The 15,853-nt window shown below is 35.8% G+C and carries 16 protein-coding genes and 1 other annotated feature; of the genes, 13 read left to right on the plus strand and 3 right to left on the minus strand.

Going from position 1 to position 15,853, the window contains the following annotated elements:
• The first annotated feature begins 42 nt into the window (after positions 1-42).
• On the plus strand, positions 43-1,350 hold the full coding sequence (locus AC0ONG_RS09485; RefSeq protein ID WP_474203580.1) for an exosporium glycoprotein BclB-related protein: 1,308 nt from the start codon (positions 43-45) through the stop codon (positions 1,348-1,350).
• A 335-nt stretch (positions 1,351-1,685) separates the two neighbouring features.
• A complete protein-coding gene (locus tag AC0ONG_RS09490; RefSeq protein ID WP_268503108.1) occupies positions 1,686-2,060 on the plus strand; it encodes an ArpU family phage packaging/lysis transcriptional regulator in 375 nt (124 codons plus the stop codon).
• Positions 2,061-2,601: 541 nt separating this feature from the next.
• Here AC0ONG_RS09490 and AC0ONG_RS09495 read toward each other — a convergent pair.
• Positions 2,602-3,429: a hypothetical protein gene (locus tag AC0ONG_RS09495; protein WP_074789604.1), complete on the minus strand. Its 828-nt coding sequence runs from the start codon at positions 3,427-3,429 to the stop codon at positions 2,602-2,604.
• A 109-nt stretch (positions 3,430-3,538) separates the two neighbouring features.
• Between AC0ONG_RS09495 and AC0ONG_RS09500 the strand changes: the two genes are divergently transcribed.
• The 5 genes from AC0ONG_RS09500 (at position 3,539) to AC0ONG_RS09520 (ending at position 7,742) form a co-directional block, all read left to right on the plus strand.
• Positions 3,539-4,186 (plus strand): HD domain-containing protein, encoded by a 648-nt coding sequence (locus AC0ONG_RS09500; RefSeq protein WP_000165956.1) that lies wholly within the window; start codon positions 3,539-3,541, stop codon positions 4,184-4,186.
• Positions 4,183-6,078 (plus strand): ABC-F family ATP-binding cassette domain-containing protein, encoded by a 1,896-nt coding sequence (locus AC0ONG_RS09505; RefSeq protein ID WP_000783164.1) that lies wholly within the window; start codon positions 4,183-4,185, stop codon positions 6,076-6,078. The genes AC0ONG_RS09500 and AC0ONG_RS09505 overlap by 4 nt, the downstream gene beginning before the upstream one ends.
• A 75-nt stretch (positions 6,079-6,153) precedes the next feature.
• Entirely contained in the window at positions 6,154-6,885 is a 732-nt protein-coding gene (locus AC0ONG_RS09510) for a Bax inhibitor-1/YccA family protein (protein ID WP_001260655.1), read from the plus strand.
• Positions 6,886-6,990: 105 nt separating this feature from the next.
• A complete protein-coding gene (locus tag AC0ONG_RS09515) occupies positions 6,991-7,245 on the plus strand; it encodes a DUF4318 domain-containing protein (RefSeq protein ID WP_016077798.1) in 255 nt (84 codons plus the stop codon).
• 161 nt (positions 7,246-7,406) lie between these two features.
• Entirely contained in the window at positions 7,407-7,742 is a 336-nt protein-coding gene (locus AC0ONG_RS09520; protein ID WP_000982013.1) for a single-stranded DNA-binding protein, read from the plus strand.
• A 49-nt stretch (positions 7,743-7,791) separates the two neighbouring features.
• Here AC0ONG_RS09520 and AC0ONG_RS09525 read toward each other — a convergent pair whose 3' ends face one another.
• Both AC0ONG_RS09525 and AC0ONG_RS09530 read right to left on the minus strand, forming a co-directional pair.
• Complete coding sequence (locus tag AC0ONG_RS09525; protein ID WP_016077797.1) at positions 7,792-8,382, minus strand: TetR/AcrR family transcriptional regulator; 591 nt, start codon at positions 8,380-8,382, stop codon at positions 7,792-7,794.
• 142 nt (positions 8,383-8,524) lie between these two features.
• Positions 8,525-9,658 carry an FAD-dependent oxidoreductase gene (locus AC0ONG_RS09530; protein WP_016077796.1) on the minus strand — a complete coding sequence of 378 codons (1,134 nt, stop codon included), beginning with the start codon at positions 9,656-9,658 and terminating at the stop codon, positions 8,525-8,527.
• A gap of 275 nt (positions 9,659-9,933) precedes the next feature.
• On the opposite strand from AC0ONG_RS09530, the gene AC0ONG_RS09535 reads away from it, so the two are divergent.
• The 6 genes from AC0ONG_RS09535 to AC0ONG_RS09560 all read left to right on the plus strand — a co-directional run bounded on the left by AC0ONG_RS09535 (position 9,934) and on the right by AC0ONG_RS09560 (position 15,831).
• A complete protein-coding gene (locus tag AC0ONG_RS09535; RefSeq protein WP_000692582.1) occupies positions 9,934-11,061 on the plus strand; it encodes a conserved virulence factor C family protein in 1,128 nt (375 codons plus the stop codon).
• Between the two features lie 3 nt (positions 11,062-11,064).
• Positions 11,065-11,448, plus strand: coding sequence for a thiol-disulfide oxidoreductase DCC family protein (locus tag AC0ONG_RS09540; protein WP_000634874.1), 384 nt, complete (start codon positions 11,065-11,067; stop codon positions 11,446-11,448).
• Between the two features lie 83 nt (positions 11,449-11,531).
• Positions 11,532-11,966 carry a BrxA/BrxB family bacilliredoxin gene (locus tag AC0ONG_RS09545; protein ID WP_000063708.1) on the plus strand — a complete coding sequence of 145 codons (435 nt, stop codon included), beginning with the start codon at positions 11,532-11,534 and terminating at the stop codon, positions 11,964-11,966.
• Positions 11,967-12,015: 49 nt separating this feature from the next.
• Positions 12,016-12,792 carry a class I SAM-dependent methyltransferase gene (locus AC0ONG_RS09550; RefSeq protein ID WP_016077794.1) on the plus strand — a complete coding sequence of 259 codons (777 nt, stop codon included), beginning with the start codon at positions 12,016-12,018 and terminating at the stop codon, positions 12,790-12,792.
• A gap of 40 nt (positions 12,793-12,832) precedes the next feature.
• Positions 12,833-13,047: a binding site (T-box leader), on the plus strand.
• Positions 13,048-13,092: 45 nt separating this feature from the next.
• Positions 13,093-14,781 (plus strand): arginine--tRNA ligase, encoded by a 1,689-nt coding sequence (gene argS / locus AC0ONG_RS09555; protein WP_016077793.1) that lies wholly within the window; start codon positions 13,093-13,095, stop codon positions 14,779-14,781.
• Between the two features lie 171 nt (positions 14,782-14,952).
• Positions 14,953-15,831, plus strand: a complete 879-nt coding sequence (locus tag AC0ONG_RS09560) for a class I SAM-dependent methyltransferase (RefSeq protein WP_016077792.1) — start codon at positions 14,953-14,955, stop codon at positions 15,829-15,831.
• The last annotated feature ends 22 nt before the right edge of the window (positions 15,832-15,853 follow it).

Below are 15,853 nucleotides of genomic sequence, written 5' to 3' on the forward strand. Positions count from 1 at the left end.
ATAAGAATATTCTCTCAAAATTATTAAATAAGGAGGAAATAAATGAAACATAATGATTGTTTTGATCATAATAACTGCAATCCGATTGTTTTTTCAGCAGATTGTTGTAAAAATCCACAGTCAGTTCCTATTACTAGGGAACAATTAAGTCAATTAATTACTTTGCTAAACTCATTAGTATCAGCTATTTCAGCATTTTTTGCAAATCCAAGTGATGCAAATAGAGTAGCGTTATTCAATTTGTTTAATCAATTTTTAATTTTCTTAAATTCCTTATTACCTTCCCCAGAAGTTAATTTTTTGAAACAATTAACTCAAAGTATTTTAGTTTTATTACAATCTCCAGCTCCTAATTTAGGTCAATTGTCAACATTATTGCAACAATTTTATAGCGCACTTGCACAATTCTTCTTCGCTTTAGATCTGATCCCTATATCCTGCGACTCAAATGTCGACCCTGCAACTTTACAAATTCTTTTTAATTTATTAATTCAATTAATCAATGCTACTCCAGGGGCAACAGGTCCAACAGGTCCAACAGGCCCAGCAGGAACCGGAGCAGGTCCAACAGGTCCAACAGGCCCAGCAGGAACCGGAGCAGGTCCAACAGGAGCAACAGGAGCAACAGGAGCAACAGGCCTAACAGGTCCAACAGGTCCAACAGGTCCAACAGGTCCAACAGGTCTAACAGGTCTAACAGGTCTAACAGGTCCAACAGGCCTAACAGGAGCAACAGGCCTAACAGGTCCAACGGGTCCAACAGGAGCAACAGGTCCAACAGGTCCAACGGGTCCAACAGGTCTAACAGGTCCAACAGGCCTAACAGGAGCAACGGGAGCTGGAGCAGTTATTCCGTTCGCATCAGGTGGGCCAGTAGCATTAGCAACTGTTTTAGGTGGATTAGCAAACACAGGAGCACTTCTTGGATTTGGAAGTTCATTCTTCCCTGTAATTGTCCCACCTGGTGGCCCGATTACTATAGGCCCTGTACCTCCAGTATTTGATTTCGCATTTGTAGCTCCTCGCGCAGGTACAATTACTTCGTTAGCAGGATTCTTTAGTGTAACTGTAGCGGTTGCTTTAGCATTAGGAAGCATACAAATTCAAATGCAGTTGTACAGCGCACCAGCAGCAAGTAATACTTTCACTCCAGTAGGTGTACCATTACTATTAACACCAGCATTTAGTGGTCTAATTGCTATCGGTGCTACTTCAAGTGGCATTGTCGGAGAAGCCATTGCGGTCGCTCCACAAGATAAGATATTACTTGTTGTTTCATCAACTACACCTGGTTTTGATATAGCTACTGCTATTACAGGCTTTGCAAGTGCAGGTATAACATTCGTATAATCACTTGTAAGTTTTGTAGTTGAAAATTTTGATATAAAAAAGAGACTGTCAAAAAAGTATCCACAGATTAACTTTTGAAGACAGTCTCTTTTTTTAATTGTTTTTATACTTTATGCCTGGTGAAAACCATTAAATATGCTTAGAGAATCTGGTGAGATTTTGTTAAGTTAAATAATCACTGCTAGTAAATTACATAATAATAGACGTAAAAAAATATAGGTTTACAGCTGATTGTGGATTACGAACTAATTTCATACACATATAAAGGTATATATCTAAAATATTTAAAGTTTTAGCCTTATATATGTAAGGATTGAGACGTGGGAGGATTATATTTGGATCAATTATCATTTTTCAAGCATATAGAGGAGAAAGAAATCCGCACTTTCGTGATAGAAGAGTTGCGGAAATACAGAGTGTTACGTATTCGGTTTCAAAATCAGCAGGAAAAAACAGAACTTGGAGTAGAATTATTGTTTCCTGAGCTAAAGCAAGCGGATAAATATGAGTTGAAATATAGACAGTTAAAACGAGCTTTTGAAGAAGCTCTTGATGAGGATGAACAAAGGACTCTTGAAATGAAGTATATGAGTATCAAAGAATTAAATGATGATTACATTTATACTATCCTTGGAATGAAACGAGGTAAGTTTTATAGAAAACGTAAATCAGGTATCATCAACTTTGCTACAGCGCTTGGCATGATTTAAAAAGTAATGGAATTTTAGGAGTACTGTTCGGGGCACAATTTAGGGCACTTAATCAGGTGCCTTTTTACTTTGGAATCGGCGGTACGACATTTCTACAGTTAATTGTTCTTTGAAAAAAGAATGCTGTGGGGATAGCGTAGCCCCTTTATCAAAACGTTACTTGGTCGGAATGGACGGAGAAAAAAGGAAGAAAAAGACGAAAAACTTAATTGAATTTATTTATCCAGCCACGGTGCATGAGTGTCGTGGCTGGATATCAGGAAACTGTCCGGGTGCCAACAGGAAAAAGTGTTGGTTTTTCATATAAATCTCATAATTGATAATTGGTTTAAATAACCAGTGCACCAACAGCAAAATGTGATTCATATATTTGCGCACATTTTGCTCACATTTTGTTCACGTACTATATAAAAAAGTATGAAAATCTATAAAAATAATTATTTCAATAAAATTTGTTCTAGATATTAAAAAGTGCCGAAACCCTTGTGGTATAAGGGGTTTGGCACTTTTGTGTTTTTTATATTTTATCAAATAAACAACCCTAAAATTGCTCATTCTTCTCCCAAGATTCAACGATATAATGTGCAATCGTCGGATTGAAGCCTTTACCAACTAAAAACATAATCGCAGCAACTTCTGTTAATGCGTGTTCATGTGATGTATGTTTTGCTTCATTTAAACCGTAATCTACCCATGGTTTTACGAAATCTAGTACGGGTTTCTTGAAAGGTAAAAACTGTGTACCGACAACTTGTTGAATTTGTTGTTGTGTTGGTTCAGTAATTGGTCCAGGTGGCAATATTTGTGGTTGTGTAATGTCTAGTGTTGGTCCAGGCGGTAAAATTTGTGGTTGAGTTGGATCTATTGTTGGTGGTTTAGGTGGTGAGACACGTGCGTCGTAGTTTGGTTGATACATTTGTTGTTGGTATTGCGGTTGTTGTGGTTGAGTTGTGTATGGGTTTTGTGGTGCTGCATATGGATTTTGTTGATATTGTTGTTCTTGGTTTTGTGGTGCTACATATGGATTTTGAGGATATTGTTGTTCTTGGTTTTGTGGTGCTGCATATGGATTTTGTTGATATTGTTGTTCTTGGTTTTGTGGTATTACATATGGATTTTGAGGATATTGTTGTTCTTGGTTTTGTGCTACTGCATATGGATTTTGAGGATATTCATAATTTGGACGTGTGTCATATGGATTTTGTTGAAATTCAGTTTCTTGATTTTGCGTTGTTGCATATGGATTTTCGTCATATTGTTGTTCTTGTTGCTGTAACTCTTGTTCTTCGTATTGTTCTGTGTATCTCTGTTCCTGCTGTTGAGGGTAAAATGGTTGCCTTGGGTAAGGCGGTTGATTATTATAGAACATGTTTATTCCTCCTTCATGATGATGCCTACCACCTAGTGTATGGGCAGACAAGAAAATATGTGATGAAAAAATGCGGGCGTGTTACAATAAGTAACTGGGTGAAGATAAAATGACAAAACAAGAAAAAATCCAAAAAACAATTACTTTTGTAAAACATATTTTAGAAAAAGATGCGAGTGGGCATGATTGGTATCATATTGAGCGTGTACATAAACTGGCGATTTCTTTATCTGAGCAAGAAGGTGGAAATCGTTTTATAATTGAAATGGCAGCATTACTTCACGATGTGGCAGATGAAAAGCTAAATGAAAGTGAAGCAGCAGGAATGAAAAAAGTTTCTGATTGGTTAGAAGAGTTACGTGTTGAAGAAGAGGAAAGTAAACATATTCTTCATATCATCGCCAATATGTCTTATAAAGGTGGCCATGGCGGCACAGTAGAGTCACTTGAAGGGAAAATTGTTCAAGATGCGGATCGTTTAGATGCTCTTGGTGCAATTGGAATTGCTCGTACATTTGCATATGGCGGGGCAAAAGGGAGATTAATGTATGACCCAACTATTCCGCCGCGTGAAGAAATGACGAAAGAAGAGTATAGAAAAAATAATGATCCATCTTTAAATCATTTTTATGAAAAACTTTTGAAATTAAAAGATTTAATGAATACGAATGCAGCAAAACAAGAGGCTGAAATTCGTCATCGTTACATGGAACAGTTTATTGAACAATTTATGAAAGAGTGGAATGCACAAATATGAAAATGTTAACTGTGGAGAACTTATCAAAATCATATGGAGAAAAGCCGTTATTTGATGGATTATCATGTAGTATTACAGAAGGACAACGTGTCGGAATTATTGGTGTAAACGGTACTGGTAAATCGACATTATTAAAAATTATTGCAGGATTAGAAACTCCTGATACAGGTGATATGACGCATTCACGTGGGTATACAATTAGTTATTTATCACAGCAACCAGATTTTGATGAAAAACTAACAGTATTAGAGCAAGTGTTCCATGGTGATACACCTTTAATTCGTCTTCTTCGTGATTATGAAAAAGCGCTATTAAATATTGAAAAAGATCCAAGTAATGAAAAAGTACAGGAACAATTATTTGCAGTGCAGCAACGTATGGATGCAATGAGTGCATGGGAAGCAAATGCAAATGCGAAATCTCTTCTAACGAAATTAGGAATTACAGATTTCACTGCAATTGTTGGAAATTTATCTGGTGGACAGAAAAAACGTATCGCAATGGCACAATGTTTTATTGAAACACCTGATTTATTAATTTTAGACGAGCCTACGAACCATCTTGACCATGAGACAGTTGAATGGTTAGAAGAATATTTAGCAAGATATACAGGTGCGGTATTACTTGTAACCCATGATCGTTATTTCTTAGATCGTGTGACGAACCGTATTTTTGAATTAGATAATGGTAAATTATATAGCTACGAAGGAAACTATAGTACATTTTTAGAAGCGAAAGCACTTCGCGAAGAGCAAGAATTGGCACAAGAATCCAAACGCCAAAATTTATATCGTCGTGAACTTGCTTGGATTCGTCGTGGTGCAAAAGCCCGTTCTACGAAACAAAAGGCGCGTATTCAGCGTTTTGATGAGCTAAAGGAACAAGAAGGACCAGCTGCAAAACAGTCAGTTGATATTGCACTAAGTGGAAGTCGTCTAGGAAAGAAAGTACTTGAGTTAAAAGATGTAACGAAAAAATTTGGCGATAAGACGGTATTACATAATTTTAATCATATTGTGAAACCAGGTGATCGTATTGGAATTATTGGGGCGAACGGAAGCGGGAAATCTTCTCTATTAAATATGCTTGCAGGTAAGTTATCTCCTGATAGTGGTGAAGTTGAAGTAGGACAAACTGTAAAAGTTGCTTATTATACGCAAGAAAATGAAGAGATGAATTTAAATCAGCGTATGATTGAATACATTAAAGAGATTGCAGAAGTTATTCATACAACAGATGGAAAAGTAATTGGTGCATCTCAAATGTTAGAACGTTTCTTATTCCCGACTCATTCACATGGTACACCGCTTGGTAAACTATCTGGTGGTGAAAGAAGACGTTTATATTTATTACGTATTTTAATGGGAGAACCAAACGTACTTTTACTTGATGAACCTACGAACGATCTAGATACACAAACATTAACAGTACTAGAAGATTATTTAGAAGATTTCCCAGGTGTCGTTTTAACTGTATCGCATGACCGTTACTTCTTAGATAAGGTAGTAGATGAACTGTTCATCTTTACTGGCGGAGGCGAAGTGCGTGAGTTCCTAGGTAGTTATACAGATTATTTAGAAATGGAAAAAACGAGAGAACTTATGGAGAAAGCGGAAGTTCAAAAAGAGAAAAAAGTAGTAGAAGAAGCTCCAAAACAACAACGTAAACGTAAACTTTCATACAATGAGCAGCGTGAATGGGAAACGATTGAAGATACAATTGCCGAACTTGAAGAGAAAATTGAGTCAATTGGGGAAGAACTTGCGAAAGTTGGATCTGACTTCACAAAGGCACAAGAATTATCTGAAGCACAGCAGAAAACAGAAGAAGAGCTAGAAAAAAAGATGGAAAGATGGAGTGAACTATCAGACATCGTTGAAGGATTAAAATAAAAACAAGCTGCATATATTGAAAAGTAAAGAGAAAAACTTTACACTATTGGTAGAACCTATTTTAGGAGGGAAAAAATGAGAACATCTAATCCAATGTTGAAAAAAGAGGCATTCCGTAAAGAGGGAGCAAGCGCTTCTGCGATGACGATTGGCGGAACAGTAGGCAAAACGTTCATTATGCTTATCTTGCTACTTGCAACGTCTGTCTATTCATACATACAAATGATGCAGGGGACGATGAAGATGCCAGTATTAATTGGTGCTTTAATCGTTGCGGCAATCATCGCATTTGCGTCTATGTTCTTCCCGCGTATTTCACCTTTTGGTGCACCAATCTATGCAGCGGTAGAAGGGGTTGTGTTAGGAAGTATTTCAGCAGTTTATACAATGAAATTTGGCGATTCTATCGTTTTAAATGCTGTATTACTAACAATCTCAATTCTATTTGCAATGTTAGTGTTATATGCAACACGCGTAGTAAAAGTAACGGATAAATTCCGTACAGGCGTTATGGCAGCAACACTTGGAATTATGGTTATGTATTTAGTCGTATTCCTACTAAATATGTTTGGTGTAACTGTTCCATACATTCACCAAGGTGGTACAATCGGTATTATTATTAGTGCAGTTGTTATCGTAGTTGCTGCATTAAACTTATTACTAGATTTCGATTTAATCGAAAATGGTGTACGTAGTCAAGCTCCGAAATATATGGAGTGGTATACTGCGATGGGACTAATGCTTACATTAGTATGGTTATACTTAGAAATTCTTCGTTTTGTTTCTTACTTTACGAAAAATGACTAATAAAAAAATCCTGCATGAAAAATGCAGGATTTTTTTATTTTCAAAGATATATTGAATGTATGGTATAATATGGATGTTATCAACTTGAATTGAAGGAGATGGAATATGATGAAAGAGAAGAAAGGGATTATGAAAAAACTATTTTCTAAAAGTTTTTTCATAGAACTAGATGAAACTTTAACGTATCCATCATCAGAAGTTATTACTTCAGTGATTGAAGGATATGCAACTGAATGCAATGAGAGACTAAAATTTGAGAGTAAAGTTAAACCGATTACGTTCTACTTAGAAAATGTAATGTACCGTGCTGAAATAAAGATGGCTCGCGGAGGATATTACATATCTTGTACTGAAGTGTAATAAATTTTGAAACCATACATGTTTGAACTATGTATGGTTTCTTTTTTTGTTTTGTAGGGTCTAAAATAATACTTTTTACTTACGGATATATCATTTTGTGCTTTTTACTATTCAAATACTTCTCCTTACAATGAAGAAAAATATGTGAGGTGGTATAACTTATGATGAATCGAGTTGTATTAATCGGTAGATTGACAAAGGAGCCAGAATTATACTACACAAAACAAGGCGTCGCTTATGCAAGAATATGTATTGCGGTGAATAGAGGATTTCGAAATAGTTTAGGTGAACAACAAGTCGATTTTATTAATTGTGTCGTTTGGCGAAAATCGGCTGAGAATGTAACTGAATATTGTAAGAAGGGGTCACTTGTTGGGATTACAGGGCGTATTCAGACGAGTAATTACGATGATGAACAAGGCAAGAGAATATATAGAACTGAAGTTGTGATTGAGAGTATTACCTTTTTGGAGAGAAGGCGGGAGGGGGCATCATGATAAGAAGTAAAGAGTATCAAAAATAATAGAGGGGGTTAATAGCCCTCTATTATTTTTGAGTGATACCTCCCCAAACAACATCCAACTGTTGATAGAGTATATTTTTTGCATTTGTTTCATTAGCATGTAATTGGGAATGGGACATTAGTGTATAAAAATAAGTACTCATAATAGTAGAAGTGATAATATTTACATCCCATTGACTGTTTAATGTTCCTGCCTCTTTCGCTTCGGTAATAATTGAAGACAAACCTTCTTGTAGCTGTTGTATACTTTTTAATTCATTTTCTACTAAGTAGTTTGACTTTATAATCTCAAAGACGGCATGCTTCATGAAATCACCATGTCCAGTAAATCGATCCAGTAAATCTCCTAAAACAAGTTTGATTTTTTCTTTTGGATGTTCCATATTTTTATACGTTTTTAAACTTTCATTCCATAGGTCAATCTGAGAATCACCTAAAAATAATAATATGTTTTCTTTTTTCGGAAAATAGTTGAAGAAAGTTCCTTTTGCAATACCACATGCAGTAGTAATATCTTGAACCGTTACGTTTTCGTACCCACGTTCTTGGAAGAGCTGTATTGCCTTTAGGAATATAAGTTCTTTTAACTCTTTTTTTCTCGTTTCTCTTAGCATTTTATCTACTCCTAACACAAACAATTATAGCTGTTTAATAGATAATCTCAAATAGAATCTTACGTCAGAATTCAGTTTATTGTTTTATAAAGCTCTATATAATCGAAAGCAAGATAGAAAGAATTCTGTTTATAGTTTCTTGTTATAAACGAAAACTATATAGTTCGTGTGCTTGCCTTTCAGAAATCCATTTTGGAATACGTTTCATTACTTCATTTCTTATTATAGTTAAAGGTTTACTTTCTATTTGCGCCATTTTTCCAACTGTCCACGCAGTGGTTGAGATTTTTTCAATTCTATCTCTTCTTTTTTGTTCGTATTCTATAAATGCTTGACGATAATGAGCATTATTTTCGATACATTCAGCCAGAATAATCGCATCTTCAATTGCTTGACAAGCACCTTGACCTAAATTCGGAGTAAGTGCATGGGCAGCATCTCCAATAAATACGATGCGTTTGTCAAAAAATTGTTTCATTGGAGTGATGTCTACAATATCACGATGAATCATATTAACGTCAGATGCGTTTTTTAAAATAGCTGGAATGGGATTATGATAATTTTTGAAGTGATTATATAAATCTGCTGTTGTGTAAGCTTTGTATTTTGAATCTCTAGCTTTAGCGTTTATGAGTGCATACCAGTATACTTCATTGTTGGGAAGAGGGACGATACCAAATCTACCGTTTGTTCCCCAAGTTTCAATAAAATCGTTTGTTAAAGAAAGGTTATTAGTAGGAGTTACGCCGCGCCAACACGTATAGCCTGCATAACGGTAATTATCGCCTTGTGTTACTTGTTTTCGAACGACAGAATGAATACCATCAGCCGCAATGAGTATATTGCCGAGTGCTTCACTACCATCTTGAAATACTATTTTTAAGGCGTTTTCTTCATTCTGTTCTATTTTTACGCATTCTTTTCCCCATTCGACAGTATCCTCTTTTAGTTCAGAAAGTAATAATTGATGTAAATATTTTCTATGAATGGAGTACATTTTTGGATAGCAAGTTGGAATAATTAATTTATTGAAAGTAGTTCCTTTTTCGGATACAAGGTTAAAACCGTCACTTTCGTTGCCGAATTTTTTGATTTTCTCAGAAATTTCGTATAATTCCAGTGCTTGCATTGCATTTGGGGCAATGATAATACCTGCACCAGCAACAGTGGGTTCAGTTTTTTTGTCATATACTTTTACATCTAATCCTATTTTTTGTAGGGAAATTGCTGCACAAAGTCCAGCGATACCGCCACCAATAATTATGACATTATTCATTTGTTATCCCTCCACTTATAAATGACTTAACTCATAAAATGACTTGACTCATAAAATGACCAAGGTCATTTTATGAGTTAAGGTTAATTTCTTTTTATGTAATTGTCAATTAGACTTTTAACTATAGTTTTGGAAAGATTAGGTGAAAATAGAATGAATAAAGCTTTTCAGAAATGTAGAAAAGGAATTAGTAAAATTAAGCATCCGAGTAGGAGTATAGAGTGATAACATGTTACAATACAGCTAAGAACATGCAATAAAGGAGAGTTTTTTACGTGAAGATTAAAGCAATTGAACCGACGCCAAGTCCAAATACAATGAAAGTTATTTTGAATGAAGTATTACCATCAGGAGCGCGTAATAATTATACAAATGAAAATAAAGAACAAGCGCCAATGCAAGTGCAAGAAATTTTGAAAATTGAAGGCATTAAAGGTGTATATCATGTAGCCGACTTTTTAGCAGTGGAGCGAAATGCGAAGTATGACTGGAAAGTTTTATTACAACAAGTTCGTGCTGTTTTCGGCGAAGAAGTAGTGGAAGAAAGTGAAGAACAACAACTTGCTCATTTTGGAGAAGTGAAAGTGTTTGTTCAAATGTTCTTTACAATTCCAATGCAAGTAAAGTTAACAGATGGAACGACGGAAGAACGTGTTGGTTTACCAGATCGTTTTAAAGAATCAATTATGAAAGTGCAAATGTCTGCACCAAACGTTGTAAAAGAGCGTAAATGGGTGGAACAAAGTACACGTTACGGTAACTTTGAAGAAATCGGGAAAGAAGTAGTGGAAGAGATTGTTGCTGCTTATTCAGAAGAACGTGTAAATGAAACGGTTAAAGAATTATTAAATCAAGCAGGTGCTGTTGAAGTAACGATTCAAAAGCGTGAGCCATATAAAGTAACAGAAGAGATGATGAAAGATTCTGACTGGAAAAACCGTTTTGCAGCATTAGAACAAATGGATCCTACTGAAGAAGATATTCCAGTGTTGAAGATGGCGTTAGATGATGAAAAAGTTTCGATCCGCCGTTTAGCAACTGCGTATTTAGGTATGGTAAAAGGTGATGGAGTATTGCCATTATTATATAAAGCGTTATTAGATCGTTCAGTAAGTGTTCGCCGTACAGCAGGCGATTGCTTGTCAGACGTAGGTGATCCAGCAGCGATGTTCGTTATGATTAAATCTCTGAAAGATTCAAGTAAATTAGTACGCTGGCGTGCAGCTATGTTCTTATTTGAGCTTGGAGATGAAAGTGCAATTCCAGCATTAAAAGCAGCGCAAGATGATCCAGAGTTTGAAGTAGCGATGCAAGCGCGTCTAGCATTAGAGCGTATTGAAGGCGGAGAAGAAGCAAAAGGTTCTGTATGGAAACAAATGACAGAGTCTCGTAAAGGGGAATAATATATGATTGTTTTCTATGATAGTTGGTGTCCGATGTGTACGGCGGTTGCAGAACGTACGAAAAAATTAGATAAAAAAGGTAAGATGAAATTTGTTTCATTTCGAGATGAAGATGTAGTTGAGAAGTATGAGCTTTCTCAAGAACTACAAAGTAAGATGGAACAAAGACTGTATATTTTTAAAAATAATAAGTGGTATGACGGCATTCAGAGCATAGATGTATTAGCAAAGGCCGTACCATCTTATTGGTTTGCCGTTCCTTTTATAAAGCTATCTATCGTACTTGGTTTTGGAAGTAAAGTATACGATTATATCGCTAACAATAGAAAACTTGTCCCAGTTGGACATTGCCGCGGTGGGGTTTGTGAAATCCCTACAAAAAAATGAAATCATCGTAATCTTTCTTTTGCACCTAGTAATAGAGCGTGATATGATGAATTTGGAATGAAAGTTGAAGGAGAGATTACAAGATGTCAAATGCTTATGAAGAATACATGCGCCAAATGGTAATCCCAATGCGCCAAGAGTTAGTGCGTTCTGGGTTTGAAGAGTTAACTACAGAAGAAGCTGTAACAGAATTTATGGAAAATACATCAGGTACAACTTTAGTAGTTGTAAACTCTGTTTGTGGTTGTGCAGCTGGTTTAGCACGTCCATCAGCAGGTCAAGCGGTTGTTCGTGCTGAAAAACAACCTGATCATCTTGTAACTGTATTCGCAGGTCAAGATAAAGATGCTACCGCAAAAATGCGTGAATACTTCGGAGAAATCCCTCCATCTTCACCATCTATGGCATTATTAAATGGAAAAGAAGTTGTTCACTTCATTCACCGTCATGAAATTGAAGGTGCAACTATGGACGAAATTATTACGAACTTAGAGCAAGCTTTCGAAAAGAATTGCTAAAGAAGGGGGAGAGTAAATCTCCCTCTTTTCTTTATATAGAGGTGAAACAATGATCGTAACAACAGCAGGAAGAACGAATAAAGAAATGACAGATTATGCAAAGCAGGTAGCCGCAGAATTAAATCGTTCATTCGTTAAACGTAATGACATACCAGTACATAAGCTGCATGAGCAGTATGAACAAGATGTGCTTGTCGTAGGGAAGAACCGATTAGCTATTTATCCGAAAGGTACGGAAGAATCGTTTTTCTTTCATCCGAACTCAGCGATGTTTCGTGTAAAAAGGTTAATGCGTGGAGAACACGATCCGTTTGTACAAGCCACGCAATTAGAGAGAGGAATGACAGTGTTAGATTGTACGCTCGGGATGGCATCAGATAGTATTGTAGCTAGTTATGTTGTTGGTGAAAGCGGAAAAGTAACAGGACTTGAAGGCAATGAGTATATGGCTTATATTATGGAAAATGGTTTGAAAACATGGTCTTCATCCGTTTCTGAAATTGATGAAGCAATGCAAAGAATTCAAGTAAAGCAAACGGAGCATTTTTCATTTTTAGCGCAATGTGAAGACAATAGTTACGATGTCGTTTACCTTGATCCGATGTTTGAAGAAACTGTCATAGAATCCGACGGAATTAAAGGATTAAAACACTTCGCTTTGTATCATGATATTACTGACGAAACAATTGCGGAGGCAAAACGAGTGGCGAGAAAACGTGTCGTTTTAAAAGATCATTTTCGTAGTTCTAGATTTGAAAAACACAATTTTTATGTATACAAAAGAAAAAGTGCTAAGTTTCACTTTGGTGTAATTGACCCTTGCTAATTGTTTGAAAAGATGTATAATAAGCAATAATTAATTAAATATACTGTCTGTGATGAAGAGAGTAGTCTTTTTTAGAAGGAAAGCGAGCTAGGGATGGTGTGAGCCTAGTACGGAAGAAAAAGATGAAGCGCACTTCGGAGATGCTTCTTGAACGAATAGTAGAGAAAGCCGAGGCCCCCTGTCCTCGTTATAAACGGGAAAGTGGTTCGTAACGAACAACAAGGGTGGTACCACGGGTTAAAACTCGTCTCTTTTTTAGAGACGAGTTTTTTGTGTTTTAAAAAATAAGGAGGTTGTATCATGGATTATAAAATGCAGTTTGCGGAAAGTTTATCTAATATTTTCACGAATGAATTAACGCAAAAACAAATTTTAGATTTAATTGAAACACCGAAACAAGATGAATTTGGAGATGCAGCGTTCCCATGCTTTTCATTAGCGAAGCAATATAAAAAAGCACCAGCTCTTATCGCAAAGGAAGTTGCTGAGAAATTAAATAATCCGTTTTTTATGAAAGTAGAAGCCGTTGGTCCTTATGTAAATGTATTTTTCAATCGTGAAACTGTAAGTGATGCAGTATTAAAAACAGTTTTAGCGGAGAAAGAAGAGTTCGGTCAAAACCACTTTGGCTGTGAAAAAACAGTAGTAATTGATTATTCCTCTCCTAATATCGCGAAACCTTTTTCGATGGGGCATTTACGTTCTACAATGATAGGAAATTCGCTGAAACATATCGCTGAAAAATGTGGCTATGAAGTTGTAGGGATTAATTATATAGGAGATTGGGGAACACAGTTTGGAAAGTTAATTACGGCTTATAAAAAATGGGGAAATGAAGCAGTAGTTAAAGAAGATCCAATACGTGAGCTATTTAAGTTATATGTCCAATTCCATGAAGAGGTAAAAGACGACGAAGAACTAGAAGAAGAAGGACGTGCTTGGTTTAAGAAATTAGAAGAAGGTGATGAAGAAGCGGTAGAGCTTTGGAATTGGTTCCGTCATGAGTCCCTTAAAGAATTTTCTCGCATTTATGAACTTCTCGGTGTTGAATTTACTAATTTTCAAGGAGAAGCATTTTATAATAACTTAATGGAAGATTTTATTGGGATTTTAGAAGAGCATGATTTGCTTGAAGAATCAGAAGGCGCATTAGTCGTTAATTTAGAAGAAGAAGGAATGCCGCCCTGCTTAATTAGAAAATCAGATGGTGCGACGATTTATGCAACGCGTGACTTAACAGCAGCTTTATATCGTCAAAACACTTATGGGTTTGATAAAGCGCTATATGTTGTTGGTCCAGAACAAAGCTTACATTTCAATCAATTTTTCACTGTATTAAAAAAACTTGGCTATACTTGGGTTGATGGTATGGAACACGTACCGTTTGGCTTCATTTTAAAAGATGGTAAGAAAATGTCGACACGTAAAGGAAGAGTTATTTTACTCGAAGAAGTACTTGAGGAAGCAATTGAACTTGCAAAACAAAATATTGAAGAGAAAAACCCAAACTTAAAACAGAAAGAAGAAGTAGCAAAGCAAGTCGGTGTAGGGGCAGTTATTTTCCACGATTTAAAAAATGAGCGTATGCACAATATTGAATTCTCATTAGAAAACATGCTGAAATTTGAAGGAGAAACAGGCCCGTACGTACAGTACACACATGCACGTGCTTGCTCTATTTTAAGAAAAGAAAGTGTAGAATTTGAAACATGTACGTTTGCTTTAAAAGATGATCATAGCTGGAGTGTCGTAAAATTACTTAATAAATTCCCTCAAGTAATTGAAGCAGCTTTCAATAAAAATGAGCCATCAATCATTTCGAAATATGTATTAGATGTAGCACAATCATTCAATAAATATTACGGTAATGTTCGTATATTAGAAGAGAGCGAAGAAAAAGACAGCAGACTCGCATTGGTTTATGCTGTGACGGTTGTACTAAAAGAAGGATTACGTTTACTTGGGGTGGAGGCACCTGAGGAGATGTAGCATAAAAGGTGTATGTATCATTACAGATATGTATGCCTTTTTATTTGGTATAGGAGCCATGTAAGTAGTAATCTCACTTTATTAAACTAATTTCTGGGGGAATTAAAATGTAGGAATGTTTTTGTTAAATGGAGAATTGTAAGGGGTGTATATAAAAGGAGGCGTTAGACGTTGGAAACATACGATTGGAACAGTAAACTAGCGTATTTAAAAAACACGAGAGATTTATATTACAATAGCGATTATGTAAGTTTTCTAGTGAATTCAGTTTGGAAGATTTCTGATCCAGTACATGTTGTTGATTATGGCTGTGGATATGGTTATTTAGGGTTAGTTTTGTTGCCGTTACTTCCAGGTGGATCAACATATACAGGCATTGATAGCGGAGAAGCATTAATAGCTGAAGCGAGAGAGTTGTTTCGTTCCCTCCCGTATGAATCAGAATTTATTGAGGAAGATGCTACAGAAATTGAACTGAACGATAAATACGATATAGCAATCTGTCATGCTTTCTTATTACATATGAGTTCGCCAAAAACGATGCTACAAAAAATGATACATTCAATTAAAAAGGGCGGAAAAATAATCTGTTTTGAACCACATTGGATATCAAATATGTCTTCATACTCTTTAGATGGGGAGAAACAATCAGAATTTATTCAGTTAGGTGTTTTGCAGAAATTATTTGAAAGTGATACGAAAAGAAATGGTAAAGATGGCAATATAGGCATGAAAATACCGATATATTTAAGTGAATTAGGTGTGAAAAATATTGAGTGTAGAGTAAGCGATAAAGTGAACTTTTTAGATTCAAATATGCATCACAATGATAAAAACGATTTGTATCAATCATTAAAAGAAGAGGGGATTGCAGGCAATCCGGGTGATAAGCAGCAATTTATAGAATGTTTAATAGACAGAGGATTAACATATGATAATGCGCTAGCTCAATATGAAGCTGAACTCCGATTTTACAAAATATTTCATGTGCATTCTTCTTTAGTGTACGCTCCGAATATGAAAATTACATTTGGTGACATAGTATGTTAAAAGGTATGATATATAAGAATTG

The sequence above is a fragment of the Bacillus sp. TCT6 genome, from assembly GCF_056033845.1.

Bases quoted from the DNA above. Each gene is read 5' to 3' on its own strand.
- AC0ONG_RS09485 (WP_474203580.1), top strand. From the start codon at position 43: ATGAAACATAATGATTGTTTTGATCATAATAACTGCAATCCGATTGTT.
- AC0ONG_RS09495 (WP_074789604.1), bottom strand. From the start codon at position 3,429: ATGTTCTATAATAATCAACCGCCTTACCCAAGGCAACCATTTTACCCT.
- AC0ONG_RS09500 (WP_000165956.1), top strand. From the start codon at position 3,539: ATGACAAAACAAGAAAAAATCCAAAAAACAATTACTTTTGTAAAACAT.
- AC0ONG_RS09505 (WP_000783164.1), top strand. From the start codon at position 4,183: ATGAAAATGTTAACTGTGGAGAACTTATCAAAATCATATGGAGAAAAG.
- AC0ONG_RS09510 (WP_001260655.1), top strand. From the start codon at position 6,154: ATGAGAACATCTAATCCAATGTTGAAAAAAGAGGCATTCCGTAAAGAG.
- AC0ONG_RS09515 (WP_016077798.1), top strand. From the start codon at position 6,991: ATGATGAAAGAGAAGAAAGGGATTATGAAAAAACTATTTTCTAAAAGT.
- AC0ONG_RS09520 (WP_000982013.1), top strand. From the start codon at position 7,407: ATGATGAATCGAGTTGTATTAATCGGTAGATTGACAAAGGAGCCAGAA.
- AC0ONG_RS09525 (WP_016077797.1), bottom strand. From the start codon at position 8,382: ATGCTAAGAGAAACGAGAAAAAAAGAGTTAAAAGAACTTATATTCCTA.
- AC0ONG_RS09530 (WP_016077796.1), bottom strand. From the start codon at position 9,658: ATGAATAATGTCATAATTATTGGTGGCGGTATCGCTGGACTTTGTGCA.
- AC0ONG_RS09540 (WP_000634874.1), top strand. From the start codon at position 11,065: ATGATTGTTTTCTATGATAGTTGGTGTCCGATGTGTACGGCGGTTGCA.
- AC0ONG_RS09545 (WP_000063708.1), top strand. From the start codon at position 11,532: ATGTCAAATGCTTATGAAGAATACATGCGCCAAATGGTAATCCCAATG.
- AC0ONG_RS09550 (WP_016077794.1), top strand. From the start codon at position 12,016: ATGATCGTAACAACAGCAGGAAGAACGAATAAAGAAATGACAGATTAT.
- argS (WP_016077793.1), top strand. From the start codon at position 13,093: ATGGATTATAAAATGCAGTTTGCGGAAAGTTTATCTAATATTTTCACG.